Genomic DNA, 16,085 nt, shown 5'->3' on the forward strand with positions numbered 1-16,085 from the left:
CGTCTCTTTCCTGCGGCAAGCTCACACGAGCGGTCGCCCGGGCTGTCGCTCGACGCGTTGTCGAGCCGGGCGAAAGACGGGGGCCCGCTTAGAGGCTTGCCGTCCTTTGATCAAGGGCTTTGCGGGACAAGGCGCTCCGGCACGCTACGGAACCGGGCGTCGGACAGGGGATGCGGCCAGCAACGCGGCCCGGTCCAGGCCCAGCGCGGTGGCGATTTCCTCGAGGGCCTGCGCCTCCACGTCGGCGATGCCGTCGAGGTCGGCCACGTCCGCCGCGATCAGGAATGTCGCTTCGCGCTCCTCCTGCCCCCGGCCCTCGATGGCGGCGACGCGGCGCAGGTTCTCGGCCCGGCCCGCCCGGGTCCGGGCACGGGCGATCCCGTCGTAGAGTTCGCTCTCGAGCATCAGCCGGTCGTAGCCCTTCTCGAGGATGGGATTGGCCTGCAGGCCGGCCAGCGCCGTATCGAATTCCGCGCTGGCGATCTCCCCGTCCGCGACCATCACGTTGGCGGCGGCGGAGACCATCGCCTGCATGAGGACCGTATCGCCGGCATAGGCCGTCACGGTCTGGCTGAAGCGGCTGACGATGTCCTGGAAGATGTTCATTGGGGGCTCTGGACACGGACGGGATCGTTGCGGGGCGCGGCATCGACGCCGCGGCAGGCATCGCGGTTCCACGCGCCGATGACAAGCGTCCGTCGGTTCAGAACAGCGCCACCAGGGCGATACCGCCGATCATCAGCACGCCCCCGAGGGCGCGCCAGAGGGTGAGGGGATGCTGCTCGAACCCGATCCAGCCGAAATGGTCGAGCAGGATGGAGGTGATGACGCCGGCGGTGATGAGAAGCCCCAGATAGGGCGCGGCCCCGATCTGCTGCGCGGCGAACAGCTGGGACAGGATGAGGAGCGCCCCGACCACGCCGCCGAACCAGGCCCAGAGCGGCACGGCCCGCATGTCGCCGAGGCTCGGAAAGGCGAAACGACCGAGGACCAGGCCGAGGGCGAGGAGGGTCGCGCCCCCGGCCAGCGAGACGACGATGCCTGCGGCGAAGGGCTGCGCCAGGTTCTTGGAGAGCGTCGCGTTCACGCCCGACTGCACTGCGTTCGCGATGCCGGCTAGGAGGACGAAACCGTAGAGGAGCCACATGGTCGATCCTGGGCCTTCAGCGTTGCGGACCGGGCCGCGAGAGCGAGCCGGGGTCGTGCAGGTACCCTGTGATAAGTCCTTGGCGGGGGCCCGAGATCGGCTAAGAACGGCGACGGGGCCAAATAACAGGGAAACGCGGTATGGATGGGACGGCCAGGGGGTCCGTCGACGCGGGAGATCCGGAGCTGCGGCGGGGTGGTGCGGATGCACCGCGCGATCTTCGCTTCGCCCTGCGCGCCGAGACCGATGCGGCCCATCGGCGCCTTGATGCGGGGTTCGTTGCCTACGACCTGAGTCGGCGAGCCGATTATGTGCGCTTCCTGTCGGCGATGCGTGACCCCTTCGCGCAGATCGAGACCTGGCTCGACGGGGCCGATGCCGCCGACCTGCCGCCGGACTGGGCGGTCCGCCGCCGGTCCACGGTCCTGCAGGCCGACCTGTCCGGGCTGGCGATTTCCCCTCCGGAGGTCGCGCCCGCCCCCCTGCCCCCCACCTTGTCGAGCGCCGAGGCGCCCGGTCTCCTCTACGTTCTGGAAGGTTCGCGCCTCGGCGGCCAGGTTCTGCTCCGTCAGGTCCTGGCGAGCCCGGACCCGCTGGTCCACGGGAACGCCCGCTTCCTCCGGCACGGCGCGGGACTCCGCCTCTGGCCGAGTTTCGCGACTTGGCTCGGGACGCGCCCGGTCGCGGATCACGCCGCCGCGATCCGTGGTGCGCAACGTGCCTTCGCGCTGTTCGAGGCGGCGCAGGCGCCGGGCTAGTCCCGGGGGGGCGTGCTCGCCAGGGCCCGGCGTAGGGTATCCGCGGTGTAGGGCTTCTTGATCATCGGCACGGCGCCGAGCTCGGACGGGATTCGGAAGCTCTCGCCGTAGCCCGTCGCGAAGACGAAGGGCACGCCGGCCGCGATCAGGCGTCGGGCGACCGGCAGGCTCGTCTCGGCGCCGAGATTCACGTCGAGGAGGGCAAAGCTCGGATGCGCCGCCTCGATCTGCCGCAGGGCTTCGTGCACGGATCCCGCCATGTCGACCGCGCTCGCCCCGAGGGTGGACAGGATCTCCTCGGCCTCCAGAGCGATGATCATGTTGTCCTCGACCACCAGGACGGTCCCGGACAACGCCGCGGCATCGGGTTCGGGCGTCCGGTCGCGCTCCCGCGACAGGGGGGCGGCGACGGTCGGTGCGGCCCGCACGTAGCGCGCCGGCACGGCGAAGCGGCCGCGCAGGCCGGTGAGTTCGTAGGTGATCTCCGCCTCGCCCTTCAGCTCGTAGGGAATCGAGCGCTCGATCAGCGTGGTGCCGAAGCCGCGGCGGCTCGGCGGCTTCACCGGCGGGCCGCCGCTCTCGCGCCAATGGATCACCAGGCACTGCGAGGCATCGCGCTCCCAGGCCACGTCCACCTGTCCGACCCCCTCCGACAGGGCGCCGTACTTCGCCGAGTTCGTCATCAACTCGTGGATGACCAGGGCAAGCGTCGAGAACGCCTGGGGATCCAGGAGGACATCGGTGCCGTCCAGACGGACCCGGCCCGCCTGCTGGTCGAGATAGGCCTCCGCCTCCAGGGTGATGAGGTCGCGCAGGGAACCCGGTCCCCAGTTCGTGGTGGTGATCTGGTCGTGCGCCCGGGCCAGGGCCTGGATGCGCGCCCCGACGACGCCGGCGAAATCCTCGACGCTGTCGGACCCCGAGCGACTTTGGGCGACGATGCCCCGGATCAGGTTGAGGATGTTGCGCACCCGATGGTTCAGCTCGGCGATCAGGAGCTCTTGGCGCTCCTGCGCGGTCTTGCGCTCCTTCTCGGCGGAATCGGTGAGGCGCAGGATGACCTCGAGCAGCGTGATGCGCAGGGCCTCGGCGATGCGCAGGTCCACCGCGCTCCAGGGGGCGGCCTGCCCCCGGACCACCTCGGTCCAGGCCTCGAAGCTCTTGCGGGGCGTGAGGCGCAGACCGTTCGGTCCGAGGCTCGCCGGCTTCTCCGGATTGCCGGCCCAGGTGACGGTGCGCGCGATCTCGCGACGGAAGAACACCAGGAAATCCCGCGGCGCCCGCGAGATCGGGATCGCCAGGAGTCCCGCGGCCCGCTCGGGGTAGTCGGCGGCCGGGGGATGGACCGCGCCGATCTCCTGGGTGGCGAAGGCCCGGCTCGCGGCCGTCCGGTTGAGGAAGCGCACGAGACCGGTGAATTCCTCCGCGGTCGGGGTCGCCCCCCGCAGGGTGATCTCGCCGTTGACCCAGACACCGATGCCGTCGCACGTGACGATTCCTGCGATGTCGTCGAGGAAATCGGTGATGTTCTCGAGGCTCGTTCCGCCCGAGGCGAGCGCACCCATCAGTCGGTCGTGCAGCGCCCGGGAACTGCCTTCGTAGGCGGCCTCCGCCTCGCGCTCCCGGCTTTCCAGGATCAGCGAGAACATCTGCCCGAACAGTTCGGCGCCGGTTCGGCGCTCCAGCGAGATGTGGCGGGCCTCGGTGTGATGGCAGGCGAACAGGCCCCAGAGCTTGCCGCCCCGCAGGATCGACACCGACAGGGAGGCCGCCACCCCCATGTTGCGCAGGTATTCCAGGTGGATCGGCGACACCGTGCGCAGGGTGCTCATCGACAGGTCGAGGGGTCGGCCGTGGGGATCGCGCTGCGGCAGCACGGCGACAGGTTCGGCATCGACATCCGCGATGATGCGCAGCCAGTTGCGCTCGTAGAGGGCGCGCGCCTGTTTCGGGATGTCCGAGGCCGGGTAATGCAGTCCGAGATAGGGGGCGAGGCTGGAGCGTGCGGATTCGGCGATCACCACCCCCGAACCGTCCGGGTCGAAGCGGTAGACCATGACGCGATCGAAGCCGGTGAGCGCCCGCATCTGGCGCACGGCCTCCCGGCAGAACGGGTCGAAACCCACCGTCTGCTGCAGGCGTCCGACCATGCTGCGCACGAGATTGCCGGCGTTGAGGTGCTCGCTGACGCTCGGCTCGGCCTCGATGACGATGATGCCGTCCGAGATGTGCAGCGCGATGTCGAAGGGGGCACCTCCGGCCTGCAGGACGGTGCCGAAAATCCGGTCGATGGCATCGGGCCCGCGCAGGGCCTGAAGGTGACCGCGGATCAGGTGGATCGCCTCCGCGTCGATCAGGTCGGCCAGGGGAAGGCCGAGCACATCGGCTTCCGCCTGCCCCAACCACCCGGCGGCATTCTCGGAGGCCCGGACCACGATCCAGTCCGGGGAGACCGCGATGAGGAAACCGAAGGGCTGAACCGCGCCGAGGATGTGGATCGGTTCCCGATCGCAGGACGTGAGGTCCACAGGTCGGGGACGTGCTGAAGATTCGATCATCAGGTCTCTGATTCGCCGGTCCCATGTCCGTTCGGAGAAGCGCGTCGAGACCAACGACAGACCGTCCGGAAAGTCTCCTCGATGGTCGGGCAACGGACGCAGTTTCGAGTCGATTGTGTTGCGGATGCCACAGGCCGGCGCGACGCCGACGGGATTCGTCGTCTCACGATCGGGTGCCCATCCGGTCTGTGACCCCGGCCGCCAGGATCGCTCCGATCAGGTAGGACCCGAGTCCGAGCGCCCCGGCCTCCAGCCAGAAGCCTGCCCGTCCCGAAAGGAAGCCCCCGGCGGCGAGGCCCCCGGCCAGACCCGCTGCCACGACGAGAAGGCCGGCGCTGCGGCGCGCAGTCGGTGTCCGCGGCAGGCCCGTCAGCGCGCCGATGGCGCCGCCGAGGAGGGCGCTGGCGGCCGCGAGGGGCCAGAGCAGGGTTGCCAGGAGCGTCACGCCGTTCGCCTCCGTCGGATCGTCATGACCGTGACTCGATCCCGACGCCCTGGCCAGCCGGACGCGGCGAGCCGGCCGGGGCGGCAGCGACCTGTTCGAAACGAAGGCCGGCCTGGAGCAGATACTCCACGATCGCGAGGGCACGGCCCTGCGCGAGATCGGGAGCGGGCTCCGGTTGAGCCGCCGGCTTCGCCTCGGTCCTGACGGCCTTGTCCTTCGGATTGGACTTGCCGGGCGCCTTATCCGAGGCACGCGAGCCGGAGGATCCGGCCGGTGCCTTGCTCGGTGCTCTGCCGGCATCCTTGCCCGCGTCGAGCGACGCCGTGCTGTCCACCGCGGTCTCGACGACAGGCTTCGGTGCCGCGGTGGCGCCGCTCGGATCGAGATGGCCCGTGACCACCAGGCGCAGGGTCGGGCAGGTCTTGCCCAGGGCCGCAATTCCATCGAGGAGGGGGTAGAAGGCCGGCGTCAGAATCGCGCTTCCGGGCGGGAATATGAGGACTTGGCCCATGAGCTTGGTCCCGAGCGCAGCGACGCAGCGCTCCGGTGTCCAGGCCGACGCCGCGTCGGGGGTCGTCACCGAGATCTCCGCGGTCCAGCCCGCCGGCATCGCGGCCGACAGGTCTTCGGAAACGCGCCGGCCACCCTGCGCATACAGGCTCTCGCCCGTCAGGGTGATCGCGCGATCGGCGAACCGGACCTCGCCCCGCGCCAACAGGGTGAGGGCCGTGGCGGTCGCGCGCAGCACCCGGGCGAGCTCGGGCGGGGCCCCTTCGCCGAGGCGGGTGCGGTCGATCAGGCGCTCGCGGAACAGCCGTGGACGAAAGGTCCCGAGCAGGGCCTCGCGCGCCTCGGCATCCGGCAGGTGGCCGGACAGCGTCACGGTTTCCGCGTCGCGCCGGAGCAGGATTTGATAGGGCGAGAGCGGTCGGGTGCTCAGGGTCGCGCCGCCCCGGCTCAGCCCGGCGGGCATCCCCTCGCGCAACAATCCCTCGATCTCGGGGATCGCCTGGGCGTCGAGGGCGACGCCCTCGAGTGCGATCCGCGCATCGGCGACGGTGACGCTCCCCTCCTGTAGCAATGCGGCGAGGTTCAGGGCGAAACGCGCCATCGCGGCTGCATCGACCCCGGGCGGAAGGCCGCGCGCCCTGCGCATCCGGTCCTCGATCCGCCCCGTCTCCGAGGCCTGTGCCGCCTGCGCCCGGATCTCGGCGCGCGCCGCGTCCGAGACCACGTGGCCCGAGAGCGTCAGGGTGCCCCCCGGCTCCCGAGACGCGACGAAGCGGAAATCCGGCACGACCGCCGGCCGAATCTCGACCCGGCCGAGACCATAGCCGGTCGGCAGATCGGCCAGGGCCGTCCGCAAGGCTTCGTCGTCGGCGATGGAGGCCGCCTCGCCCACGACCGAGAGGCGCATGTCCTCCAGCATCACCCGGCCGCCGGGCGCGAGGGCACGCAGCCGCGCCAGCGCATAGGCGGCCGCCGCGGCGAAGTCCGGTGGCGCACCGAGGGCGGCGCGGGCGCGGTCGTGCAGTGCGGTTCCGGGGTCGAGGGCGGGGGAGAGTTGCTCGGCCAGGGCGCTTGGGCCAATTTCGGCTGGCCGCACGCCGGTCACGTCGACCCCGTCCTTGCCCTTGGTCGCGATCCACAGGAAGGGCGAAGCCGGCTCGACCACGCCCACGGGGCCGACGATTCGCCGGACACCGTCGAGGGCAGCGAGCCGCTGATACGCCGCATCGCGGGTCGCGGCATCCGGCGCCTCGCCGGTGACCACGAGGTCTCGCCCCTCGACCGACACGCGCAGCCACGGCTCGGCACCGGGCGTCGCCGTCGCCCGAGCCACCGCATCGGCCTTTTCGCCGAGTTGCGACTCGAGGCGCGGCGTGAACCAGGCGGCGGACAAGCCGAGGATCAGGGCGAGGCCGGGCAGGCCGGCAGCCCAGCCGAGGCGGCGGGATCGGTCACGGAGTGCGTAAGCGGCGGACACGTCGGACCCCGGTGGCAGGCGCGCGGGAGCGAACGCCAGGGCGGCACTTCACACGGCGTTCACGGCATCATGAAGGCCGGGGCGCCGCATGAGCGTCGCTCAGGCGTCGCGCAGCATCTCCAGTTCGAGCCAGCGGTCCTCGGCCTTGGCCAATTCGGTCTCGGCGACGCCGAGCAGATCCGACGCCTTCGCGAAGCGGGCCGGGTCCCGCGCGTAGAGTCCCGGATCGGCCAGGACCTCGCGCAGCTTGGCGATATCGGATTCGAGCTTCTTCATCCGGTCCGGCAGGGTCTTCAACTCGTGCTGGTCCTTGAAGCCGAGTTTGGGCTTGCCGGCCGGGGCTCCCGCATCGCCGCCTTTGGCGCGATCCTTCGCGTCGGCGCGGGCCTCCGCCTTCTCGGTCCGCGCGGCGGCCGCCCGGGCCTGCACGCCCTCCCCGCGCTGGGCGATCATGTCGGTGTAGCCGCCGGCATATTCGACCCAGCGGCCCTCCCCTTCGCTGACCAGCACGCTCCCGACGACCCGGTCGAGGAAGTCGCGGTCGTGGCTCACCAGGATCAGGGTGCCGGAATAATCCGCCAGCATTTCCTGCAGGAGGTCGAGGGTTTCGAGGTCGAGATCGTTGGTGGGCTCGTCGAGGACGAGGAGGTTGGCGGGCTGGGCGAGGGCGCGGGCGATGAGCAGGCGGTTGCGCTCGCCGCCCGAGAGGACGCTCACCGGGGTCCGGGCCTGCTCGGGCGCGAACAGGAAATCCTTGAGGTAGCCGATGACGTGGCGGCTGACGCCGCCGACGTTCACCGAATCGCCGCTGCCGCCGGTGAGCACCTCCGTCACCGTCATGGTCGGCTCCAGCACCGCACGGGCCTGGTCGAGGAGCATCATCTTGAGGTTGGTGCCGAGCGCCACCGTGCCGGACTCGGGCGGGAGCTGCCCCGTGAGCAGGTTGATCAGCGTGGTCTTGCCGGCGCCGTTGGCCCCGACGATGCCGAGGCGGTCGCCGCGCATCACCCGAAGCGAGAGATCGTCGACGATCTTGCGGGCGCCGTAGGCCTTGGCCGCGTGCTTGGCCTCGATCACCAGGGCGCCGGAGCTCTCGGCCTCCGTCGAGGTCATGGTCGCGGTGCCGACGGGCCGGCGATCCTCGCGCCGCTCCTTGCGCAGGGCATGAAGGTTGCCGAGGCGGCGCACGTTGCGCTTCCTCCGGGCGGTGACGCCGTAGCGCAGCCAGTGCTCCTCGTCGGCGATCTTGCGCTCGAGCTTGTGCCGGTCGCGCTCCTCCTCCTCGAAGAAGGCGTCGCGCCAGGCCTCGAAGGTGGAGAAGCCCTGCTCGATCCGGCGGGTGACGCCGCGGTCGAGCCAGATCGTGGTCTTCGACAGGGCGGACAGGAAGCGCCGGTCGTGGCTGATCAGCACGAGGGCGCCGCGCACGCTCTTCAGCTCGGATTCGAGCCACTCGATGGCCGGCAGGTCGAGGTGGTTGGTGGGCTCGTCGAGGAGCAGGATGTCGGGTTCCGGCGCCAGGGCCTGGGCCAGGGCGACCCGCCGCCCCTCCCCGCCCGAGAGGCTCTTCGGGTTCTCGGCACCGGTCATGCCCAGGCTCTCGAGCAGGTAGCGGGCCCGGTAGGCGTCATCCCCGTGGGTCAGGCCGGATTCGACGAAATCGAGGGTCGTCTCGAAGCCGGAGAAGTCGGGTTCCTGCGCCAGATAGCGGATCGTGGTGCCGGGCTGGACGAAGCGCACGCCCCGGTCGGGCTCCACGAGCCCCGCGGCGATCTTCATCAAAGTGGACTTACCCGAGCCGTTGCGACCCACGAGGCAGGTGCGTTCGCCGGGGGAGATCGCGAGCTCGGCGCGCTCGATCAGCGGCGTGCCGCCGAAGGTGAGCGCGACGTCTTGGAGGGTGAGGAGCGGGGGAGCGGCCATGGGGCCGGCTTATGGCAGCGACCGCGCCTTCGAACAAACCCGGAATCGGAATGCCCTTGCAAACCCGCGGTCGTGCCCCGCTCACATCGTCGGGTTGGCGGGGCCCGTCGGCATCGGATCGGGGGCGATGGCCGGGCCGATATCCGGATCGTTGACCGGGATTTCGGTGGGCGTCACGTCAGGCGCTTCGGTGGGGGTCGTCCCCGGCACGTCGGTCCCGGGGGTGTCCGGGCCGGGGGGCGGGGTCTGAGGCGCCTCGTAGGGCGTCTCGGGCACCGGGACTTCGGGGATCGGGCCGGGGTTCGACATCGGTTGCGCCTCTCAAGAGCCTCGGGGAGCGGACCGGTGGAACAGTCCGTCGCCGAGGGAGGTTCCGGGCGCGATGCCGGCGGCACTCGTCATTTCTTGGTCAGGAGCAGGTTGCCCTCGTTGCCAAGTTTCTTCTGGATCTGCTGCGCGAACAGGGCCAGCAACAGCGGCAGCCGGACCTCGACCCGCACGGTCTCGGGGCGAACATCCACCTGCCCGTCGACCTTCTGGCCGAGGGCAGCCATCGCGAAGTCGAGGCGGTCGTCGGTCCACGCCATCTTCTCGACGGCGACACCCGCCTTGGCGAACAACCCGTCGGCCTGGGTAATCCCGTCCGCGATGCGCCGACGGGCTTCGGCCAAGCCGAGTTCATGGGGGATTTCGACGATCAGCGGCTTTGCCATAAGGGTCTGAGCTCTCGGTTTCACCGACCAGATGGGGCCGGCCGGTCCCTCTCACAACGCCGACCGGCCCGATAAGCTCAGTTCACCACGCTTAGGGCGACGTAGGTCGTGCCGCCCATGCCGAGGGCGCGGGCCGAGCCCTTGGCGAGATCGATGATCCGGCCTCGGATGAACGGGCCACGATCGTTGATGCGCACCACCACCGAACGGCCATTGCGCTTGTTCTCGACCCGGACCCGGGTGCCGAACGGCAACGTGCGATGGGCGGCGGTCATCCCGTTCGGATTGAAGCGCTCGCCATTCGCCGTCCGATGGCCGCTCGCGTACCAGGAGGCGGCACCGCTCTGGGCGCTGGCTGGCTGAACGGCGGCAAGTGTCACGACGGTCCCGATGATGGCAGCGGCCCCACGAACAGGCTTGATGGTCATCCGCATTCCCTTTGTTGTTTCGGATGGCCGGCAAAATGAAGCGGAACAGGGCCAAAATGAGACCGGACAAATGTGGCGGCCGAGGCCGGAATTGAGGCTATAACGGTTTATTCATCACTGGTTGTGTGTGGCCATATTGTCGAATATCCGCGGGCTTTGCGATGACGAAACGGCAATGCTGGAACACCAGTGAAGTCGCCGAGACCGCGTTGCAGCCGGCGTCGCTGCGCAACGGTGGGATGCGGAAAAACGAAATCAGCGTTGCGCTCAGTGAAACCCTGGTCTGCGACGGGGTCGTGAGGGGCGCCGGAGACGAATTTTCTCTTTCCGCGGAGCTGTGAGGTCCAGGCCGGGTGGACCCGGTGCCGATCGCGGCACCGGCTGGGCCGCTACAGGGTCCGCTGGGACGGTTGCGGCCGGTCTCTCTCAGATCTTTCGAGACCTGCTCGTTCGAGCGGCGATGCTGTCGCAATAGCCTCGTGTCCATTCGAACGACCAACCCGGCAAAAATTGCAGCCCCAAATCGAGACGCCTTGTCTTCGTCCCGGCAACCCGCCCTTTACGTTAACGGGGCCAAGGTCTGCCGGTCAGTCGCGTAACCGGTGTTTGCCATGGCTTCCCTGCGTACCGCGGTTGCCGACACCGTCGCCCGGAAAAGTGTCTCGCGTACCGGGCGGCCCGTGTCGGCGCCGCGGATGGGTCTCGTACCCGCCGCCAAGCGTTTTCCTCTCGAAGACCGTCTCCCCCTTGACGAGATCCTCGTCGGAGACTGCATCGCTGCGATGAACGCCCTTCCGGCGTCCAGCGTCGACTGTGTCTTTGCCGATCCGCCCTACAATCTTCAGCTCGGGGATGGCGCGCTCCTGCGTCCCGACCAGAGCCGGGTCGACGCGGTCGACGACGACTGGGACAAGTTCTCGACCTTCGCCGCCTACGATGCCTTCACCCGCGAATGGCTGGCGGCCGCGCGCCGGGTGATGAAGCCGAACGCCACCCTGTGGGTCATCGGCTCGTACCACAACATCTTCCGGGTCGGCGCCACGCTGCAGGATCTCGGCTTCTGGATCCTCAACGACATCGTCTGGCGCAAGGCCAACCCAATGCCGAACTTCCGCGGCAAGCGCTTCACCAACGCGCACGAGACCCTGATCTGGGCCTCCCGCTCCGCGGAGTCGAAGGGCTACACCTTCCACTACGAGGCGCTGAAGGGCGGCAACGACGACGTCCAGATGCGGTCCGACTGGTTCATCCCGCTCTGCACCGGCGACGAGCGCCTGAAGGGCGCCGACGGGCAGAAGGTCCATCCGACGCAGAAGCCGGAGGCACTGCTCGCCCGCACGCTCCTGTCAGCGACGAATCCCGGCGACGTGGTGCTCGACCCGTTCTTCGGGACCGGCACCACCGGTGCGGTCGCCAGGCGCCTCGGCCGGCACTTCATCGGCATCGAGCGCGAGACGGTCTATGCCGAGGCGGCCCGCGCCCGCATCGACGCCGTCGAACCCCTGTCGCAGGCCGCCCTGCTGGTGGCTCCGAGCAAGCGCGCCGAGCCCCGCGTCGCCTTCCTCAGCGTCATCGAGGCCGGGCATATCCGCGCCGGCGAGACCCTGACCGACGCGCGCGGCCGGCACAGCGCCATCGTGCGTCCCGACGGCACCCTGATGGCCGGGCCGGCCACGGGCTCGATCCACAAGATCGGCGCCCTTGTGCAGGGCTTTCCGGCCTGCAACGGCTGGGATTTCTGGCATGCGACCCGGAACGGCAAGCCGGTGCTCATCGACGTCTTCCGCGCCCAGATGCGCTCCGCCATGGGCTCGGCCGCCTGAGGGGCGCCGGTCAGCGCGACCGCGGCCGTCCCCGTCTGCGGAGGGCGGCCGGGGGTGCCGCCTCGGCCGGGCCTTCGAACTCGTCGATCGACCCGTCGGGAATTGGGGCTGGCGCCGGGCGCGGGGCGGGCTTGGGCACCGGGCGGAAGCGCGGCGACGCAGCGGGTGCCTCCGGCTCGGGCTCGGCGAAGAGCGGCGTATCCGTGAGGCTCCGCATCGCCTTCGGCCTGCCGCGCTTGGCAGCCCTTTCCGCCAGCGGCGCCGCGGCCTCCGGCTTCGGATCGAAGGCGTGTGCCAGGACCTTCTTCATCACGCCTGGCAGCGGTTCCCCGTCGAGGTCGCGGCGCGGCGTGAAGCGCAGGCCCGGCGGCGGCGTCGTGCTGAGCGCCACCTTGGCGACGAACACCGTCAGCTCCAGGGGGAAATGCGTGAAGCCGTGTCGGACGAGGCCCGGCAGCCGCCGCCAGCGCGCGTCGAGCGGCGCGTCCAGGAGGGCCTGGGCCGGATCGTAGTCGGGCTCCCAGGGGCTCATCGGTGGTTCGGCCATGGAGCCCAGCAAACCCTCGGGCGGCCGGGTGCGCAGCAGGACCGCCTCGTCGCCGCTGCGGATCGCCACGAAGGCCGCACCCCGGCGCAGGGTGCCCTTCACGGCCTTCACCTTCCTGGGGAAGGTCTCCTGAAGGCCGAGGGCCCGGGCGCGGCAGGGGGCCATCCAGGGGCAGAGGGCGCAGGCCGGGCGCTTGGGCGTGCACAGCGTGGCGCCGAGATCCATCACCGCCTGGGCGAAGTCGCCGGGCCGGTCCGCGGGCACGAGGGCCTGGGTCAGCGCCCGGATCTCGGGGCGGGCCGCCGGCAGGATGGTCTCGACGGCGAAGAGCCGGGTCATCACCCGCTCGACATTGCCGTCCACCGCCGCTTCCTGACGGTCGAACGCGATCGCCGCGACGGCGCCCGCCGTGTAGGCGCCGATGCCCGGCAGCTTGCGCAGGGACGCGGCCGTGTCGGGAAAACGCCCGGCCGCCGCCACCGCCCGGGCGCAGGCGTGCAGGTTGCGGGCCCGGGAGTAGTAGCCGAGCCCGGCCCAGGCCGACATCACCGCCTCCTCGGGCGCCGCCGCAAGGTCGTCGACGGTGGGGAAGCGCGCCAGGAACTTCGCGAAATAGGGTTTGACGGCCGCGATCGTGGTCTGCTGCAGCATCACCTCCGAGAGCCAGACCCGGTACGGATCGGGCGTCTCGCCCGGCAGCGCCCGCCAGGGCAGGACGCGGCGGTGCCGGTCGTACCAGGTCAGGAGATCCGCGGCCTCGGGGGCTGGAACTGAGGTGTGGGGCACGGGCACCGGCGCGTGATGGGGAAGCTCGTCCATAGACCGCCGGCCGGGTGCGTCCAAGGCCGACTTCTCCAGGGCCGACCTGCCTGAACGTGTCGTCGGGCGGGGGGCGGCGCCCCGCTTCGGCCGGACGGAACGGCATGCTAACCATTGCGGGCGATATCGGAGCCCCGATCTCGTCCCGGCCGGACACTACGGAAACCCTGCGCATGGCGCGTGTCAAACCCCTCGCCGAGCTGCTGGAGGGCTGCATCGGCCCCGCCTTCGCGGCGCAAGGGTTCGCCTCCACCGACATTCTAGCCGCCTGGCCCGAGATCGTTGGGGAGCGGCTCGCGCGGTACTGCCAGCCCTCGAAGCTCGAATGGCCGCGCCGGCGTCGGCGCGAGGAGGAGGGGCGCCCCGATCCCGGCACCCTCGTGGTCCGGGTCGAAGGCGTGTTCGCCCTCGAATTGCAGCACCTCGCGCCGGTGGTGATCCAGCGCATCAATGCCCATTACGGCTGGGCCTGCGTCGGCAAGATCGTGATGCGCCAGGGACGGGTCGACCGGATCGGGCGTCGCCCCGCGCCGCCGGTGGTGGATCCCGTCCGCCGCGGCGAAGTGGCGCTTGCGGTCCAGGCGATCGAGCACGACGCCCTGCGAGACGCCCTCGACCGCCTCGGAACGGCGGTGGTGGCGACAACACACAAGCGCTAGGCGCGCCGCGCAGCCTTGTCAGGACGCCTGCAGGATTCTACCGCATCGCTGACGAGAAGAATGGTCCGCGACCGGAGCCCTCCCGATCATGATCACCCGACGCGATGCCCTGAAAGCCACCGGCCTTGCCGTCGGCGCGGCGATCCTCCTGCCCCGGTTCACCCTCCCGGCCGCGGCGGAGGACGCGAACCTGTCGACCCTGATGGAGCCCGGTCCGCTCGGTGACGTCTGGCTCGGCCCGAAGGACGCCAAGGTGACGGTCATCGAGTATGCCTCGATGACCTGCTCACACTGCGCCGCCTTCCACAGGAACACCTGGCCGGCCCTCAAGGAGCGCTACATCGACACCGGCAAGGTGCGCTTCACCCTCCGCGAGTTCCCCCTCGACCCGCTGGCGACGGCGGCCTTCATGCTTGCCCGCTGCGACGGCGATGCGAAGTACTATCCCATCACAGACCTGCTCTTCGACCAGCAGCAGGCCTGGGCCTACGTCCAGAAGCCGCAATCGCCGGTGGATGCCATGGAGCAGATGCTGCGCCAGGCCGGCTTCTCGAAGGAGAAGTTCGAGGCCTGCCTGAAGGACCAGAAGCTCTACGGCGCCGTCAACGCGGTGAAGCAGAAGGGCATGGACACCTTCAAGGTCGATTCGACCCCGACGTTCTTCATCAACGGCGAGCGCTTCAAGGGCGAGATGACCATCGAGGGCATGGAGAAGGTGATCAAGCCCCTCCTGGGCGCCTGAGATCCCCGAAGCGGGGCCGTCGCGGCAAGGGCCTCGCCCGCTGCCGTCGGCCCGGTGCGAGAACACCGGGCGGGCGGATCGGCAAAACACCGATTTCTCGTGGTGCAACAATATCTTACGTAAGGTCGAGGGCGCCTTGACACCCAAGGTGGGCGAAACTATGGTGCGCCCCGCTTGAAGGAGGCGTTCCGCCGGTTCCCTCCGCTCTCGCCAATGTGAGTTCTCGCCGTGAGCGGCAACGAAACTGCGGACGAAGGCGGGGACGGGCGGAAGAAAGCACTGGACGCGGACCTCACTCAGAGGCTCAAACGTCTTGAGACGCAGATTGAGCGGAAGCGGCCCAGTGCCCCTCCCGGTCATTCGACGCGTCCCGGTCCTTCGGCCGGGCCCTCTCCTCTCGGCCAGGCGATGCGGCTCTCGACCGAGTTCATCGCGGGCGTCCTCGCCGGGGGCATTCTCGGTTGGATGTTCGATCATTACCTCGGGACGAAACCCTGGGGACTGATCGTCCTGCTGATGCTGGGGTTCGTCACCGGCGTCTACAACGTCATGCGCGCCTCGGGGTCTCTTCCCAAGGTGCCGACCAAGGAAGAGGACCGCTAGCGGTTCTCGGGGAAGAGCCGCGCACGCGGCGAATCGAATTGAAATCATGCCGCTCGCGCGGCACCGGTGGTGGCGGGCCGTCTGGCCGGCCGAGAGTCAGAAGGGCGGGAGCGGCAATGGCCGTAAAGATGGATCCGATCCACCAGTTCGAGCTCAAGCCGCTGGTCTCCTTCGGTCATATCGGCAACCAGGAGATCGCGTTCACCCAGTCCGCGCTCTACATGTTCGCCGCCGTCGGGATCATCGCGCTGATCACCGTCGTGGCCACCGCGCGCCGCTCGGTGGTGCCGGGCCGCATGCAGTCCATGGCCGAGATCTTCTACGAGTTCATCGGCTCGACCCTGCGCCAATCCGCCGGTCACGGCTCCGAGCGCTTCATGCCGCTGATCTTCTCGCTCTTCATGTTCGTGCTCGTGCTGAACATGCTCGGCATGATCCCCTACGCCTTCGCGGTGACCAGCCACATCATCGTCACCTTCGCGCTGGCCTTCCTCGTGATCGGCACCGTCATCGTGTACGGCTTCATGGCCCACGGCACGAAGTTCCTGAAGGTGTTCGTTCCGTCGGGCGTGCCCGGCTGGCTCCTGCCGATGATCGTCGCGATCGAGATCGTGTCCTTCATCTCGCGTCCGATCAGCCTCGCGGTTCGTCTCTTCGCCAACGTGCTGGCCGGTCACATCGCGCTCAAGATCTTCGCGGGCTTCGTCCCGGCGCTGCTCGCCGCCGGCGCTTGGGGGGCCATCTCGCCGCTGCCCCTGGCCCTCAGCGTCGCCGTCACGGCTCTCGAGTTCCTCGTCGCCGGTCTGCAGGCCTACGTCTTCGCGACGCTCGCCTCGATCTATCTCAGCGACGCCCTGCATCCCGGCCACTGAGCCGGGTCATCCCGGCCGAGGGCCGGGATACCCCCTTCCGTCCCCGGTTCGCGATCGCGGC

Annotated in this window: 17 protein-coding genes; 7 read left to right on the top strand and 10 right to left on the bottom strand. The window is 69.7% G+C overall.

What is annotated here, in order from left to right; all coding sequences use genetic code 11:
• Positions 1-144 precede the first annotated feature (144 nt).
• Positions 145-606: a tellurite resistance TerB family protein gene (locus tag ASF18_RS22275; RefSeq protein ID WP_056215742.1), complete on the bottom strand. Its 462-nt coding sequence runs from the start codon at positions 604-606 to the stop codon at positions 145-147.
• Positions 607-703: 97 nt separating this feature from the next.
• Entirely contained in the window at positions 704-1,147 is a 444-nt protein-coding gene (locus tag ASF18_RS22280) for a DMT family transporter (RefSeq protein WP_056215746.1), read from the bottom strand.
• Positions 1,148-1,287: 140 nt separating this feature from the next.
• On the opposite strand from ASF18_RS22280, the gene ASF18_RS22285 reads away from it, so the two are divergent.
• A complete protein-coding gene (locus tag ASF18_RS22285) occupies positions 1,288-1,905 on the top strand; it encodes a biliverdin-producing heme oxygenase (protein ID WP_056355491.1) in 618 nt (205 codons plus the stop codon).
• Here the strand turns inward: ASF18_RS22285 and ASF18_RS22290 are convergent.
• The 7 genes from ASF18_RS22290 to ASF18_RS22320 all read right to left on the bottom strand — a co-directional run bounded on the left by ASF18_RS22290 (position 1,902) and on the right by ASF18_RS22320 (position 9,965).
• On the bottom strand, positions 1,902-4,463 hold the full coding sequence (locus ASF18_RS22290) for an HWE histidine kinase domain-containing protein (RefSeq protein ID WP_056355494.1): 2,562 nt from the start codon (positions 4,461-4,463) through the stop codon (positions 1,902-1,904). The genes ASF18_RS22285 and ASF18_RS22290 overlap by 4 nt on opposite strands.
• 163 nt (positions 4,464-4,626) lie before the next feature.
• Positions 4,627-4,908 carry a hypothetical protein gene (locus ASF18_RS22295; protein WP_056355497.1) on the bottom strand — a complete coding sequence of 94 codons (282 nt, stop codon included), beginning with the start codon at positions 4,906-4,908 and terminating at the stop codon, positions 4,627-4,629.
• Between the two features lie 22 nt (positions 4,909-4,930).
• The gene (locus ASF18_RS22300; protein WP_156650098.1) at positions 4,931-6,895 is read right to left on the bottom strand and encodes a BON domain-containing protein; all 1,965 of its coding nucleotides are present in this window, start codon (positions 6,893-6,895) and stop codon (positions 4,931-4,933) included.
• Positions 6,896-6,994: 99 nt separating this feature from the next.
• Entirely contained in the window at positions 6,995-8,818 is a 1,824-nt protein-coding gene (locus ASF18_RS22305; RefSeq protein ID WP_056355503.1) for an ATP-binding cassette domain-containing protein, read from the bottom strand.
• 81 nt (positions 8,819-8,899) lie between these two features.
• Entirely contained in the window at positions 8,900-9,127 is a 228-nt protein-coding gene (locus ASF18_RS22310; RefSeq protein ID WP_056215764.1) for a hypothetical protein, read from the bottom strand.
• Positions 9,128-9,216: 89 nt separating this feature from the next.
• Positions 9,217-9,531 carry a polyhydroxyalkanoic acid system family protein gene (locus tag ASF18_RS22315; RefSeq protein ID WP_056215767.1) on the bottom strand — a complete coding sequence of 105 codons (315 nt, stop codon included), beginning with the start codon at positions 9,529-9,531 and terminating at the stop codon, positions 9,217-9,219.
• Positions 9,532-9,608: 77 nt separating this feature from the next.
• Positions 9,609-9,965, bottom strand: coding sequence for a septal ring lytic transglycosylase RlpA family protein (locus ASF18_RS22320; RefSeq protein WP_056274143.1), 357 nt, complete (start codon positions 9,963-9,965; stop codon positions 9,609-9,611).
• Positions 9,966-10,120: 155 nt separating this feature from the next.
• Between ASF18_RS22320 and ASF18_RS24050 the strand changes: the two genes are divergently transcribed.
• Positions 10,121-10,300, top strand: a complete 180-nt coding sequence (locus ASF18_RS24050; protein ID WP_156650100.1) for a hypothetical protein — start codon at positions 10,121-10,123, stop codon at positions 10,298-10,300.
• Positions 10,301-10,570: 270 nt separating this feature from the next.
• Positions 10,571-11,782, top strand: a complete 1,212-nt coding sequence (locus ASF18_RS22325; RefSeq protein WP_277996199.1) for a site-specific DNA-methyltransferase — start codon at positions 10,571-10,573, stop codon at positions 11,780-11,782.
• 10 nt (positions 11,783-11,792) lie between these two features.
• Here the strand turns inward: ASF18_RS22325 and mutY are convergent, their stop codons facing one another.
• Positions 11,793-13,148 carry an A/G-specific adenine glycosylase gene (mutY, locus tag ASF18_RS22330; RefSeq protein ID WP_056355506.1) on the bottom strand — a complete coding sequence of 452 codons (1,356 nt, stop codon included), beginning with the start codon at positions 13,146-13,148 and terminating at the stop codon, positions 11,793-11,795.
• Positions 13,149-13,321: 173 nt separating this feature from the next.
• Here mutY and ASF18_RS22335 point away from each other — a divergent pair, with 173 nt between their 5' ends.
• The 4 genes from ASF18_RS22335 to ASF18_RS22350 all read left to right on the top strand — a co-directional run bounded on the left by ASF18_RS22335 (position 13,322) and on the right by ASF18_RS22350 (position 16,024).
• Complete coding sequence (locus tag ASF18_RS22335) at positions 13,322-13,807, top strand: DciA family protein (protein WP_056215776.1); 486 nt, start codon at positions 13,322-13,324, stop codon at positions 13,805-13,807.
• An 88-nt stretch (positions 13,808-13,895) separates the two neighbouring features.
• On the top strand, positions 13,896-14,549 hold the full coding sequence (locus ASF18_RS22340; protein ID WP_056355509.1) for a thioredoxin domain-containing protein: 654 nt from the start codon (positions 13,896-13,898) through the stop codon (positions 14,547-14,549).
• A 228-nt stretch (positions 14,550-14,777) separates the two neighbouring features.
• Positions 14,778-15,152 (top strand): AtpZ/AtpI family protein, encoded by a 375-nt coding sequence (locus ASF18_RS22345; protein ID WP_056355511.1) that lies wholly within the window; start codon positions 14,778-14,780, stop codon positions 15,150-15,152.
• 116 nt (positions 15,153-15,268) lie between these two features.
• Complete coding sequence (locus ASF18_RS22350) at positions 15,269-16,024, top strand: F0F1 ATP synthase subunit A (RefSeq protein ID WP_056215786.1); 756 nt, start codon at positions 15,269-15,271, stop codon at positions 16,022-16,024.
• The last annotated feature ends 61 nt before the right edge of the window (positions 16,025-16,085 follow it).

This window comes from Methylobacterium sp. Leaf89 (genome assembly GCF_001422215.1).
Classification (GTDB): Bacteria; Pseudomonadota; Alphaproteobacteria; order Rhizobiales; family Beijerinckiaceae; genus Methylobacterium.

Bases quoted from the DNA above. Each gene is read 5' to 3' on its own strand.
- ASF18_RS22340 (WP_056355509.1), top strand. From the start codon at position 13,896: ATGATCACCCGACGCGATGCCCTGAAAGCCACCGGCCTTGCCGTCGGC.
- ASF18_RS22320 (WP_056274143.1), bottom strand. From the start codon at position 9,965: ATGCGGATGACCATCAAGCCTGTTCGTGGGGCCGCTGCCATCATCGGG.
- ASF18_RS22325 (WP_277996199.1), top strand. From the start codon at position 10,571: ATGGCTTCCCTGCGTACCGCGGTTGCCGACACCGTCGCCCGGAAAAGT.
- ASF18_RS22285 (WP_056355491.1), top strand. From the start codon at position 1,288: ATGGATGGGACGGCCAGGGGGTCCGTCGACGCGGGAGATCCGGAGCTG.
- mutY (WP_056355506.1), bottom strand. From the start codon at position 13,148: ATGGACGAGCTTCCCCATCACGCGCCGGTGCCCGTGCCCCACACCTCA.
- ASF18_RS22310 (WP_056215764.1), bottom strand. From the start codon at position 9,127: ATGTCGAACCCCGGCCCGATCCCCGAAGTCCCGGTGCCCGAGACGCCC.
- ASF18_RS22290 (WP_056355494.1), bottom strand. From the start codon at position 4,463: ATGATCGAATCTTCAGCACGTCCCCGACCTGTGGACCTCACGTCCTGC.
- ASF18_RS22350 (WP_056215786.1), top strand. From the start codon at position 15,269: ATGGCCGTAAAGATGGATCCGATCCACCAGTTCGAGCTCAAGCCGCTG.
- ASF18_RS22280 (WP_056215746.1), bottom strand. From the start codon at position 1,147: ATGTGGCTCCTCTACGGTTTCGTCCTCCTAGCCGGCATCGCGAACGCA.
- ASF18_RS24050 (WP_156650100.1), top strand. From the start codon at position 10,121: ATGACGAAACGGCAATGCTGGAACACCAGTGAAGTCGCCGAGACCGCG.
- ASF18_RS22315 (WP_056215767.1), bottom strand. From the start codon at position 9,531: ATGGCAAAGCCGCTGATCGTCGAAATCCCCCATGAACTCGGCTTGGCC.
- ASF18_RS22335 (WP_056215776.1), top strand. From the start codon at position 13,322: ATGGCGCGTGTCAAACCCCTCGCCGAGCTGCTGGAGGGCTGCATCGGC.
- ASF18_RS22275 (WP_056215742.1), bottom strand. From the start codon at position 606: ATGAACATCTTCCAGGACATCGTCAGCCGCTTCAGCCAGACCGTGACG.
- ASF18_RS22305 (WP_056355503.1), bottom strand. From the start codon at position 8,818: ATGGCCGCTCCCCCGCTCCTCACCCTCCAAGACGTCGCGCTCACCTTC.